Origin of the sequence: Desulfobacula toluolica Tol2 (assembly GCF_000307105.1) — a bacterium.
GTDB classification, from domain to species: Bacteria; Desulfobacterota; Desulfobacteria; order Desulfobacterales; family Desulfobacteraceae; genus Desulfobacula; species Desulfobacula toluolica.
Window position 1 is genome coordinate 5,107,142 of the sequence record NC_018645.1, and the last position, 11,917, is coordinate 5,119,058.

At 42.5% G+C, this 11,917-nt stretch carries 12 protein-coding genes; 5 read left to right on the top strand and 7 right to left on the bottom strand.

All coding sequences use genetic code 11. The features are described 5' to 3' along the window. Nucleotides 1-2: 2 nt before the first annotated feature. Genes TOL2_RS22850 through TOL2_RS22860 form a run of 3 tightly spaced genes read right to left on the bottom strand, consistent with a single transcriptional unit; the run spans nt 3 to nt 4,868 of the window. On the bottom strand, nt 3-1,454 hold the full coding sequence (locus tag TOL2_RS22850; RefSeq protein ID WP_014959646.1) for a DUF1302 family protein: 1,452 nt from the start codon (nt 1,452-1,454) through the stop codon (nt 3-5). A 16-nt stretch (nt 1,455-1,470) separates the two neighbouring features. Continuing rightward, on the bottom strand, nt 1,471-2,334 hold the full coding sequence (locus TOL2_RS22855; protein ID WP_051012505.1) for an outer membrane lipoprotein-sorting protein: 864 nt from the start codon (nt 2,332-2,334) through the stop codon (nt 1,471-1,473). Then, on the bottom strand, nt 2,316-4,868 hold the full coding sequence (locus TOL2_RS22860) for an efflux RND transporter permease subunit (protein ID WP_014959648.1): 2,553 nt from the start codon (nt 4,866-4,868) through the stop codon (nt 2,316-2,318). Before TOL2_RS22860 ends, TOL2_RS22855 begins: the two co-directional genes overlap by 19 nt. Nucleotides 4,869-5,127: 259 nt before the next feature. Here TOL2_RS22860 and TOL2_RS22865 point away from each other — a divergent pair, with 259 nt between their 5' ends. Further along, nucleotides 5,128-6,132 carry a methyltransferase gene (locus TOL2_RS22865; RefSeq protein WP_014959649.1) on the top strand — a complete coding sequence of 335 codons (1,005 nt, stop codon included), beginning with the start codon at nt 5,128-5,130 and terminating at the stop codon, nt 6,130-6,132. A gap of 64 nt (nt 6,133-6,196) precedes the next feature. Here TOL2_RS22865 and TOL2_RS22870 read toward each other — a convergent pair whose 3' ends face one another. From TOL2_RS22870 to TOL2_RS22885, 4 genes are read right to left on the bottom strand one after another with little or no spacing between them, the layout of a single operon-like run. Beyond that, complete coding sequence (locus tag TOL2_RS22870; RefSeq protein WP_014959650.1) at nt 6,197-6,448, bottom strand: DUF4276 family protein; 252 nt, start codon at nt 6,446-6,448, stop codon at nt 6,197-6,199. Nucleotides 6,449-6,483: 35 nt separating this feature from the next. After that, nucleotides 6,484-6,822 carry a hypothetical protein gene (locus TOL2_RS22875; RefSeq protein WP_014959651.1) on the bottom strand — a complete coding sequence of 113 codons (339 nt, stop codon included), beginning with the start codon at nt 6,820-6,822 and terminating at the stop codon, nt 6,484-6,486. Between the two features lie 40 nt (nt 6,823-6,862). Beyond that, a complete protein-coding gene (locus TOL2_RS22880) occupies nt 6,863-7,294 on the bottom strand; it encodes a hypothetical protein (RefSeq protein WP_014959652.1) in 432 nt (143 codons plus the stop codon). Further along, entirely contained in the window at nt 7,291-7,629 is a 339-nt protein-coding gene (locus TOL2_RS22885; protein WP_041279696.1) for an AAA family ATPase, read from the bottom strand. Before TOL2_RS22885 ends, TOL2_RS22880 begins: the two co-directional genes overlap by 4 nt. A 158-nt stretch (nt 7,630-7,787) precedes the next feature. On the opposite strand from TOL2_RS22885, the gene tnpA reads away from it, so the two are divergent. The 4 genes from tnpA to TOL2_RS22905 all read left to right on the top strand — a co-directional run bounded on the left by tnpA (nt 7,788) and on the right by TOL2_RS22905 (nt 11,891). Beyond that, complete coding sequence (tnpA, locus tag TOL2_RS22890; protein ID WP_014956142.1) at nt 7,788-8,108, top strand: IS66 family insertion sequence element accessory protein TnpA; 321 nt, start codon at nt 7,788-7,790, stop codon at nt 8,106-8,108. Then, nucleotides 8,105-8,452, top strand: coding sequence for an IS66 family insertion sequence element accessory protein TnpB (tnpB, locus tag TOL2_RS22895; protein ID WP_014956143.1), 348 nt, complete (start codon nt 8,105-8,107; stop codon nt 8,450-8,452). Before tnpA ends, tnpB begins: the two co-directional genes overlap by 4 nt. 44 nt (nt 8,453-8,496) lie before the next feature. Continuing rightward, nucleotides 8,497-10,029, top strand: a complete 1,533-nt coding sequence (tnpC, locus tag TOL2_RS22900; RefSeq protein WP_014956144.1) for an IS66 family transposase — start codon at nt 8,497-8,499, stop codon at nt 10,027-10,029. 884 nt (nt 10,030-10,913) lie between these two features. After that, nucleotides 10,914-11,891: an SPFH domain-containing protein gene (locus TOL2_RS22905; RefSeq protein WP_014959653.1), complete on the top strand. Its 978-nt coding sequence runs from the start codon at nt 10,914-10,916 to the stop codon at nt 11,889-11,891. Nucleotides 11,892-11,917 lie beyond the last annotated feature (26 nt).

Sequence of the window (11,917 nt, forward strand, 5' to 3'; positions counted from 1 at the left end):
CTTTAAAAAAAGCTTTTAATTTCAAGGCTGATGCGGTCTTCCTTTTGATATTGCCACATCAGGCTGTCTTTATCCCTGGCATTGAAAACGGTATAATCAGCTATTATTTCAAGGCTGTCAGTCAGGTCATAGGTGAGTTGAAACCGATGGAACCTGTCTTTTTTTTGGACATGGCAATAAAAGTTATACTCAAAATCCAAGGTCTGATTTAAAAAATCTTTTTGAAACATATAGTAAAAAGCCGAATCTTTTTCATCACAATCTTGTGTCAGGCCTGATCCCCCTGAACGGATATGCCGGTTGGACAGCTCCACACTCATTTGGTATCGATCATTTGCATTGTATTCAACACCGATTGCAGCATCAATCACGTCTTTTTTTTCAACCCGAAAAAGCCCGTCTGCATCATTTCCCTGCAAGGCAAATCCAAACTTATATGCCAGTTCCATCTTGAACAAAAACTGCTGCCATGCATGGCTCAATGCCGCTCCCGCCATGGTGTAGGCGGGGTATGTCTTGGTTGCCACCGGTTTTGCATCCAAATCATATCCCTGATACGCATACCGGGCTGAATTGGAAAAAAACCGGCCGGCCATAAGGGAGACATCGGTCTTTGAAATAATTTTATCGATTTTCACCCCGAACTCAGAGTCGCCGAATTGGGGAGACTTTTCCAGGACGACAATCGTGTCTTGGCTTTCAGGCGCTCTGTCATACCTGGAATTTGTGGCCGGCTCCCGGTCTGTTTCCGGCAGGGGGCTGTAAAACAAAAAGGTATTAAAATAACGGGAATAAAAATTTCCCGAAATCATGAACTGGCCGAGCCTGGCATCTTCAAGCCGGATAAAGATGAATTCCGAAAGATCCCGTGCAGATACCACATCGGTTATGGCCACTGTATCCGCTTTTCCCCAGACATTGATCTGGTGACCGATTTTCAGGCTGAAATTGTCATATCCTGCCTGGACAAAAGCTTGTCTGACCCAAGCATCAACCAGCACATCACGTTCTTCGGCATCTGCCCTGTGATCGGTTTTCGGATGAACACTGCACTTGCCGTCAAATTTTAAGAAAAGATAATCCCGGAACAGGGTGTCGTATTCAAGGCGGACAAAAACGTTATTATCAATGATTTTCGGACCTGCTTCCACCCCGTGGGAAAACCTATATCCCAACGTGACGGTGGATTCTTCAAAAAAATGATCCGTCCAGGTTGGTTCCGGGTGCAGGGGATCATCCGGGGTCAAATGAGTTTTGTCTTCCATGTCCGGCAAATCTTCTTCTTGAAAGATGATCTGTTCATCATCGGTGTCAAACTGACTTTGGGCATAAGCTCTGCCGGCAAGTCCCGGGATAAAATCGGCAATAAGACCGGCAATAAAAAAACAGATCAGGCAGACAAACAGAAATAAACAGGGTACAGGGGGAAAAATCTTGTCCCTTGCAAGCTTCATTACAGCCTCCGATCTATCAATAAGCAGCCTGGTATTTTTTCAGGTTGCTTTCCCGGAACGCACCGTCGATAAGAGTTCTAACCGTTAAAAAGTCATCGTCCACCGGCAGATTCAAGGCGATCTTTTCATAGCTCATTACGGTTCTGCGGTGGGTCTCAAGATTGAGAACCATAATCTGCATTGGCACCAGGATATTGTTGATCTTTGTAATCTTGCCAAAATAGAACCGTTTGAATTTTTTACCCTGGCGGTTATAGAGGATGGATTTTAAAATCAGATTCCGGTCCTTATCCACCCAATCCAGGGCTTTTGAGTAATTGCTTTTGATCGCCCTCTCTTTTACCGGCACGGATTCAATCACATAACAGGCTCTGTTTGCATAGGTTTCTTCACCCAGGAGCCGATAGGTATAATCATCAATATGCCTTTTTTCCATATCTTCATAACTGAGTTCAGAGCCGAAAAAACTGCCGGTTTTCGGTTCTTGCTCATTGCCGGATACAATTCGTTTGACCTTTCCCAGGGCGGACAGGTAAAGCCACTGGTCAGTCTCTTTGCCTTTTTGCTCATAATCGTATTGCAAAAAACTGATCCCCTTTTCTCCGGCAGGTTCAATGATAATGGTGACGGTTTTATGGTCCTTTTCCCTGGGGCCGTAGTCTTTTCTGACCATATCCATGATTTTTACCCTGGGATTGGATTTGCAGACAATTGTTTTGTCTTTTTTTACAACACCGCAGGTGGACAGCCTGACCCGCCCGATCTCTGTGGTTCCGTCATCCCTGTCCAGGACGCTTTGAACAATTTGCCTGGCCTCGCCGGTCAGACCGTCTGAAATAAAAAGCACTGAAAGAATAAAGATCAAGCCAAGGATTCGCATCTGTCCACCTCTTTTAAAGTTCGGTTAAAATTAACATTACATACCCGGCACAATGCCGGCAGTAAAAAAAGATCCGATAGTAACGCCGTCAGAACGGCAATCGCGGCAAATATGCCAAAATGACTCAGTCCGTTGTGAAAGGACAGTAAAAACACCAGAAACCCCACCGAGAGAATCAATGAGGTGAACGCAATAGCCTGACCGGCTTCCCGGATCGATTGGATGGCGGCGGCGGCAATGTCTTTTGATTTTTCCATTTCAAGTCTGAAATGGGTCATAAAATGGATGGTGTCATCCACGGCAAGCCCGATGATGATCGGTGCAACCAGCAGCGTATCCGCATCCAGGGGAATATTAAAATACCCCATCAGCCCAAAAGTTGTCAGGATGGGAAACAGATTGGGGGCCAGTGCCACAAGCCCGGATTTGGACGACCCGAGAACCAGGAAAAGAATGACGGAAATCACCAGCAGCGCCAGGCCGAAACTCTTGATCTGGGCCCAGGCAATATAGTCCAGCATAATGGACAACAGCGCCATGTTCCCGGTCAACGTAACGTCCAGATCCGGGTAGGTCTGTTTGAGTCCGGCAAACCTGTGATCAATAAAGGCCTGAACTTTTTTCATGATCTTCAAAGCCTCTATGGACCCCACGTTAAGGGAATTTAGCCCGATCCTTGCCTGGGAATAATCATCAGACACCAGCCGGGTCCGGTCTTTTGGATTTGCATTCTCAAACAAGAATAATACCTGTTGTAAAATTGCTGGATCTGACGGTATGAGATATTTTTCAGGGGCATTGTCATGAAGTGCTTTATGGGATTCTTTTACCACATTCACCAGTGAAAGGGTTTTGACCACCCGGCAGGACTCATCTTCTTCCATAAAACCTTGCAAAGATTCCATGGCAAACAAAACCCGTGGGTCTTTTAACGCGTCTTCTTGTTTAAAATCAAGCATTACCTCCATATTGCCGGTGCCGCCCAGGTGTTCATCAACAATGCCATAGGCCTCTCTCAAGGGCATGCCTTTTTTTATAATTTCCACAAAGTTGGAATCCACTTTCAGCTGGAGTATGCCGAAAACCATGAAAATCCCTGCTCCGAAAAAAATCAGGATCATTTTCCAGGAATGGGAAACACTGACCTGTTCTATTTTTTTCAGCAGTTTGAGTATAAAATGATCTGTTTCACATGCTTTTGTTTTGGAAACCGGACTCCAGATGTCCAGCATCAAAGGCAGGAGAAGAACCGTGAAAACAAATGCAAACAAAACCGCAACAGCGGCAAACACACCAAAATTAGAAATCGGCTTCATGGGAACCAGAACCAGGGAAAAAAGTCCGACAGCCGTTGTCAGGCTTGTCAACATACAGGCCAACCCGGATTTTTTCATGACACTGCAAATGGCGTGTTTGTGATCAAGATTTTTATTCCTGAAATAAAGATATCCCGAAAGAATATGTACCGTATCCGCGATGCCCACGGAAAGGGCCAGGAAAATAATCACCTGCAGCATGGCTGTCATGGGAATCTTAAGCCAGCCCACAAGTCCCAGAACCCATATTATGGTCAGGATCACAATCACAACCGGCCAGAGAACTGCGGAAAAAGACCTGAAAAGAATCCACAGCATGATAATGATCAATAACAGCACCAGGGACATCAACCGGCCCATATCATTTATTACCGCTGTTGCAAAAAAATCCATCAATGCCGGGTTGCCCACGGGATAGAATTCAAAAGCTGCCGTATATTCCGGTTTGGCAAGGATGGCCCTGATCTTTTTCATAAACAGGGGATATTCCCTGATATCTTCTTTGCAAAGGGTTAGATCCCCTGCATCTTTGGAAATGTTTTTTTTTGCATCCATGGTGTCAAAAACAATGTCTTCATCATCAAACCCGGTTGAAATTTTTTTGCCGGTATCTTTTTGCCCAACAAGCGGTTCCAGGCGGGCATTAAAATCCGTACGGACAACAATGCCACCGTATTCGCTGTTTTCGGAAAGGTAGATCCGGGGATAATCCGGATGATTCAATGCTTTTTTTCTCAATTGTTCTTGCTGCGTATGATTTTGTGGCAGACGGTCACCAATAAAATTTCTTGAATAAAGCGTTTGATTCCAAGCTTCCATATATTTGACATTGATAAGGCTTTTCACCTCCTCAATATGATCCAGGGCCGAAGGGATTGTAGGCTCAAGATTCAACCGGTAATCGGCAAGGTCATGGTGGAGTTTTTTCAGTGCAGCCAGTGATGCACTGGAAAAGATATCCTTGTCCTTTGCCCGGTAAACAATATAGACATACTCATCCCCGCCGAAAATGCTTCTAAAATTATCATAGGCCTTTTTTACCGGGTCATCGTCTTGAAAATAAGAGGTCAATGATTCATCTATAACAACATTTTTAACGCCAAGACTCATAAAACCTGTGGCAATAACGAAAAAAAGCAGTACCCACCATTTTTTTTGCCGGAGCCTGTCCGGCAGGGCTTCAAAAAAAATATTTATTCCAGATAAGATTTGTCCCATATCCAACTCCTGTTTGTGTTATATTTCCATGTTTCCAGCTTTTTTAGGCCGGGGCACAACAAAAGTCACCATCCAAAAGGATGGAAAAGCAGATAAACAAAAAAAACAGGCTATATTCTTATGCAACTATGCATAGGTTTGCATAAGAATTGAAATTTATTTGTTTTTTTGTATATGATATGAGTAATGTGAGCAAGGCAATTAAATCAGATCGTTGTAAAAATTAGTATCTTGGAAAAAGATTGTAAAAGGAGGCAAAATGAACAAGGAGAACTGGAATCCTGGAACACTTCTGGACGTGTCGGGATATTACTGGAAAACATGTGCGCTTCACACCGGAGTAAAACTTGATATTTTCACGGCTATCGGCTCGAATGACTTGTCCTGTGATGAGATCAATGAAAAATTGAAGGTAGATAAAAGGGGGCTTTCCATGCTGTTAAATGCCCTGGCGGCAATGGAGCTTCTTGTGAAAAAGGATGAAAGCTATTCCAATACTTCTCCGGCCTTAACTTTTCTTTCAAAAGAGTCCAAAAAGTATGTCGGGTTTATGATCCTGCACCACCACCATCTCATGGAATCGTGGCATAAAATGGACAAAGCGATCATTGAAGGCAAACCCACCCGGATGAGGTCTTCTTTTTCCGATGAAGAACGTCGGGAAAGTTTTCTTATGGGCATGTTCAACATCGGCATGGCCATTGCCCCGGATCTGTCAAAAAAGCTTGACCTGTCAGGGTGTAAACGTCTCCTTGATTTTGGCGGAGGGCCCGGAACCTATGCCATTCATTTTTGCCTTGCCAATCCAGGATTAACAGCGTCTGTCTATGACCTTGAGGCCACCCGCCCCTTTGCCGAAAAAACAATCCGGCAATTTAATGTTTCAGACCGGGTCGATTTTATTTCAGGAAATTATACTGAAGAGGAATTTACTTGTCCTGACAGGTTTGATGCTGCCTGGCTTTCCCATATACTTCATGGCGAGGGGCCCGATCAGGCTGGTGATATCATTGGAAAAGCGGTTTCAGCACTAAAACCTGGAAGTAAAATTTTTATCCATGATTTTATTTTGAACGATTCCAAGGACAGCCCTTTATTCCCGGCTCTTTTTTCTCTTAACATGTACTTAGGAACACCCAACGGCAAATCTTACAGCGAAACCGAGATTTCAAACATGCTTACGGCACACGGGGTAAAAAATATCAAGCGGCTTTCTTTTGAAGGGCCGACTCAATCGGGGATTTTAAGCGGTATCACCTCATGAAAAGATGCTGCATCGGCCCAAGTTGAAATTTTGCATGACCTTTGCTGCTGTCAACTATCCTTATTTATGTTGCTGTTGATTGGGATTTTTTAGCCAAATTCAACATTTTATCCAAAAGTTCTTTGAGTTTAGGGCATTTTTGATATGCGATGTTTGGATCAAGTTTGCTGAAAAATTCTTTACCGTTCACAACCTTTTTGTATGACCGAGGCATATGCGAAGAATAAAGACGCTCCAGCAATTTTGCCGGCGGTTCATTAAAGTTAACAGTTTCCGGATTGTGAATCTTTGGCGGGAATGCTTTTTTAATTTTCAATGGGAAAATATCCGGTTGGCTTAAAAGCCATACCTCTACTTCATGAACTGGAAAAATTTTGGCTGCTCAACCGCCTTTTCCATATGTTTCTTGGCCCAATTGTAACGTTCTGTATATTTAGTTAAGCGCTTGGGATAAAAGGTCGGGCCGTAAAGATCCAGTAAAGAAATTACTGCAATAATATCGTATTTAGCCGGACCGTTCAGATGCATTCGAGCTTTTAAAGGGGCGTCTTTTAACAGCTGTGCCCACCCTTCAAAGCAAACGGTTCTAATTCCGACAGGATCAGTTAATCTTGGATCAAGCCATTTTTTTAAAAATTGCGGCAATGTCTTGTCTTCCGTATAACCTTCAACAAAAAGAATAAATCTCATTTCATTTGCTCCAGCTCTCCTGATTTAAAAAGAGACCCAATCAAAGTCTGTAGAATTGTTTCACCATATCATCGCCAAATGCAGCCTGCATGGCTGAATTAATGTCGGTTTTAAAATCACGATCTCCTGTGTAAAGCGTGTGCATGACAGATATAAGATTTTGTCCGTCAGGGTCTACCCGTTTTTCCATACGGGAAATAGCCGATTGACGAACAGGGGCATCCTTATTGGTATGCAAATCATGATAAACAGCTATAGAAGCCAACTCTCTTTGAAACGGTGGAATATAATGGTTATTAAGAAAGGGTCCGGATGCTATGAAAAGCAGAATTTCTTCATCTGATACAAATTCTTCAGGTGTGGTAAAAGTATGTTCTTTTTCATCAAAAATAAAAGCAGACTTTGCAACTCGTTCTAAAAATTTAAACGATTTCTTTTCAATACCTTTTCTTACTTTATGGGAATTTATCAAGCGTTCTTTTCAACTTTATATGAACTTCCTGATCCAAGCCGTACCAGTTCAAGTTTGTAATTTTCAGGCCCCATATCTCGGCCCTCAGGCGTTGTTTCCATTATAAACTTTATGGAAGAGGCAGTCCCATCCCAAACTATTGGATCCATTCCACCTAAAGATTGTATGTATTTGCCGAGTCTGCCCTGTGCTGATACGGAAATTAATTCCATGAAACGCAGCAAATTAGACTTGCCTGTGCCGTTAGGGCCGATAATTACGTTGAGGTCACCAGGTGACCAACTTACTTTCCGGAGGGAACGAAACCCTTCGATATCTAATTTGTTAATTTTCATTCGTTGTTTTCCTATTGTTCTTCGATGGTTAAATTTTGAAAATCACCGATTTTATCCGGTGTATTTTTCTTGTTGTAATTAAGTAAGCGGTAATTAAACCCCATCTACTAAGGCCTCCAGATTTCGCTTAATATCTCTTCTCAAAAAGGAGGTGTGTATTGAGCAAATCGTGGAAGAAAATAAACGAAGAAAAGGCAATATTCTGGAAAACACATATCGATCAATGGACTGAATCCCGCCTGTCCCAAATAGAGTACTGCCGCCAGAATGGCCTGAGGCCGAACAGGTTCACCTATTGGAAGATTAAATTCGGTAAACCAAATCAGCCCACAGGACTGGTTCAGGTTCCTGTGCCGACTCACTTTTGTCAAGCAGGGCTAAAACTGAATATAGGCCGGGAACTGCAAGTGGAAATCCCTGACGGTTTTAAGAAAGAAACCCTTGAGCAGGTGCTTTCTGTATTGAAGGCTGTCCAATGATGAATTTTCCGTCAGACACCAAGGTCTATCTATTCTTAGGCGCAACGGATATGCGCAAAGCTATTAACGGATTGTCCGTCATTGTCAGTGAACAGATGCAACTTGACATATTTTCCTCCAACTTGTTTGTATTCTGCAACCGGACGCAGACCATTTTAAAAATTTTATACTGGGATAAAAATGGCTTCTGTATGTGGCAGAAACGTCTTGAAAAAGACCGTTTCAAGTGGCCGAAAACATCTGACGATGTCATGAATATTACCAGTCGAGAGTTGTCCTGGTTAGTTGACGGCCTGAATATAAATCAGGCACATAAACCCTTGAAATATTCCATGATTTATTGATGTTAAAACTATGAAAAAGCCCGTGGTTATGGTATATACAGTCCATGACTAAAGGCAAGGTAAAAGGTAATCGGAATCTGGATGAAGTGAAGAAAATTGCTTGTGATTTGATTGATGAGAATCAAATCCTTAAAGAGCAGGTTAAATCACTTCAGAATATGATCTTTGGTCGCAAATCAGAGAAAACGCCTAAAGATGACGGGCAAATGTCTCTGTTCGATATGCCTGAACCCGAACTTCCTATCCTGGAAAAAGAGGAGGAAGACGTAACGATTGGTGAACATACCCGTAAAAAACGTGGCCGCAAGCCTTTACCCGCCGATCTTCCCCGTATAGATGTTATACATGAACTCAGCGAGGATGAAAGACAGTGCAACTGCGGTTGCCTTAAGGAACGCATCGGCCAGGAAGAGTCAGAACAACTGGACTATATCCCTGCCAAAGTAAGGGTACTTCGAAACATCCGGTATAAATACGCCTGCAAAAATTGTGAAGGTGTGGAAGACGACGGCCCCACCGTGTCAATTGCCAGGATGCCTGAACAGATTATCCCCAAAAGCATTGCTACCCCGGGCCTTCTGGCACATATTCTGACCGCAAAATTTGCAGATGCCCTGCCGTTTTACCGTCAGGAAAAGCAATTTACCAGGATCGGTATTGAACTTGGCCGGTCGACCATGTGTACATGGGCCATGAAAGTCGCTGACGCCTGTGATATTCTAATCGACATGATGCAAAAGGACATACTGGCAAGCCCGATGATTGGTGCTGATGAAACACCTCTTCTGGTCTTAAAGGGCCCCCGGAAATCAAAATCATATATGTGGATTTTTAGAGGTGGTCCGCCTGATATGCCAATTATTCAATTCCAATATCATCCGACACGATCCGGAGATGTTGCCGCATCATTTTTGAATGGATACAAAGGCATTGTTCAGACGGATGGCTATAAAGGATATGATTTTCTGGACAAAATAACAGATATCATTCATGTGGCATGCTGGACTCACGCCCGCAGGGGATTTAAAAATGTAACAAAAGCTGCAGGGAATAAAAAGAGTTCGTCGGGCAATGCCGGCACCGCTTTAAAGTATATCAGTCTGCTTTATAAAATTGAAAAAGAAGCCCGGGTGCAGGAATTAACGCCTGACCAATTATATGCTCGGAGGCAAAAAGAAGCGGTTCCAATTTTAGAAGAGTTCAAGAAATGGCTTGATGCAAGAGTGGAAAAAGTTCCTCCCAAAAGTCTGCTTGGCAAGGCGATCCATTATACTCTCAACCAATGGCACAGGCTCATCCAATACACGACCGACGGAATCATCAGGCCTGATAACAATCTGGTTGAAAATGCCATCCGACCTTTTGTGGTCGGACGAAAGAATTGGCTTTTCTCGGACACCGTTAAGGGTGCCCGGGCCAGTGCACTGATTTACAGCTTGATTGAAACAGCCAAATCAAATGGGCTGGAGCCATATTGGTATCTCAAATATCTGTTTGAACACTTGCCTGAGGCTATGACGGAAGATGATTTTAAGGCGTTGCTTCCATACAATGTCGATAAAAAACAGTTGGCTTGACCTTCCGCCCCCTGAGTGGGGTTAAAACATCGCTTACGTAATTAATTTGATTATCTCAAGTTGCCAATCTAACAGGTTGCGACCGCACCGTCAGATCTATCCCGATAACTGAAACATCGTTTTCAATGAATTCGTCTAACATAATTTTCGTTGTGACTTATAGTGTAAAGCTTTAGGTGTGAACATATAAAACGAAGATAAAAAATCCGATAACCAAATTTGCCAACGATTTTTTTTATTCCTGATTAGCTTGTTATCAAATTTCATGTTTTTCATTTCACAAGTAAATATAAAATATCCGGATACCCTGTAAAATTGAATGATATCCGAGTTCAAAGAGCATAATAATTGAAAATTATACGTAGCAATGTTTAAAATGACTGTAAAGAGATATTCAAATTCAACTTGTGTGCAACCCCATACCTTTTTATTCAAATCCCGTGTGCCGGATATAATTCTTATACACGATGTTTAAAAATATGGAGAGCAAAATTATTTTGATAAAAATCCATGCTTTTAAACAAAATGGGGTAACACGAACACATTTTTGCGGTAGAGGCCGACTCAATCGGGGATTCCAAGCGGCATCACCTCATGAAAAGATGCTGAACAGGCGGCAATAAATATTTTTTGACTCATATTATATCTTGATGTATACTTTTGTCATATATTGAACCTCATCCAGATATTCATTTCATTTGATCGCTGCTCCAGCTAATAACTCTCATAATCCAGGGCTTTATAAGCTTAAATTTTTTTACAACACTTGGCGTTTGTCTGAAAGTTTTGGTAACTCCAATAGTTATTTTCATTATTTGTTGTGGGCAAATCAGGATAAAAGATCAAATCTGCCCGTGGCAGTTATTAAAAAGAAAGGAACAGCTATGAAGGATCAGTCTTCGCAGGTATTTCTTCAGCGGGCACGGGTGATGAATTTAATCAGAATAATGGCATTTGTCTGTTTTATTATCGCCCTTTTTTATTCTCTGGCTGCTGTTGTGTATTCAACCAAGGTCATTTACAAGGTCAAACTCAATTATGCGGTTATCCTTGAGCAGTTCGGGGGAAAACGCCAGGCTGTAACAGATCTTGGCTGGCATTACAGGCTTCCTTTTTTTACCAGACTTGAAAAGGACGTCCCGTTAATGAATCAGAACCTGTATCTTGGCGGAAGTTCCGCCCCCATTAAAATCATTTCCCGGGAAAACGTTGCCCTTTGGACGTCTGCGTTGATGACATTTAAAATAAAAGATTTAAAGGTTTGGGGGATTGAGAACCTTTTTCCTGAAATCCTTCTTCAAGGGGATTTTGACGGTATTGCCAAAGACACCCTGCAAGCCCAGGAGGTCAATAAGCTGATCAGTGAACGGGAAAAAATAAAAGAAATCATTTTTCAGGCATTGAAAAATCGGCCCATCAACAAAAACGGCCCGACCATTGAAGGCAAATACGGAATTGAAGTGGTCAGTTTTGTGATCAATGAAACACGGTTTGGCGATAAACTGGTTGAAGCAACAGAGGAAAAAAAGCGACGACAGTTGATTGCGGAAGCCGATAATTATGCGGCAGACCAGGAAGCCGACAGAATAAAAAAATTGTACAAAGCTTATCTTGAGGGCATTCGATCCCTTCATGCGGCTTTGGGAGGATCTGATAAACAAAGCGTGAATCCGGCATTATTTGAATTTCTTTCCCAACAAAAATGGGCCACTGCCTATGAAAAAAATCAATCAGACCAAACAACTTTTGTTCTCCATGGCCAGGGGCAAGCGCCTTCTCTAACACTGCCTTCCATGTTTGAAAAAAGATTCAATGTCCCCATAAAAGACAGCAAAAAGAATATGCCGGCACTTACAGAATAAAAGAATCTTAACCGCAGTCGGATTGT

Coding starts and splice junctions, on each gene's coding strand:
- TOL2_RS22850 (WP_014959646.1), bottom strand. CDS start 1,454: ATGAAGCTTGCAAGGGACAAGATTTTTCCCCCTGTACCCTGTTTATTT.
- TOL2_RS22855 (WP_051012505.1), bottom strand. CDS start 2,334: ATGCGAATCCTTGGCTTGATCTTTATTCTTTCAGTGCTTTTTATTTCA.
- TOL2_RS22860 (WP_014959648.1), bottom strand. CDS start 4,868: ATGGGACAAATCTTATCTGGAATAAATATTTTTTTTGAAGCCCTGCCG.
- TOL2_RS22865 (WP_014959649.1), top strand. CDS start 5,128: ATGAACAAGGAGAACTGGAATCCTGGAACACTTCTGGACGTGTCGGGA.
- TOL2_RS22875 (WP_014959651.1), bottom strand. CDS start 6,822: ATGAGATTTATTCTTTTTGTTGAAGGTTATACGGAAGACAAGACATTG.
- TOL2_RS22885 (WP_041279696.1), bottom strand. CDS start 7,629: ATGAAAATTAACAAATTAGATATCGAAGGGTTTCGTTCCCTCCGGAAA.
- tnpB (WP_014956143.1), top strand. CDS start 8,105: ATGATGAATTTTCCGTCAGACACCAAGGTCTATCTATTCTTAGGCGCA.
- tnpC (WP_014956144.1), top strand. CDS start 8,497: ATGACTAAAGGCAAGGTAAAAGGTAATCGGAATCTGGATGAAGTGAAG.
- TOL2_RS22905 (WP_014959653.1), top strand. CDS start 10,914: ATGAAGGATCAGTCTTCGCAGGTATTTCTTCAGCGGGCACGGGTGATG.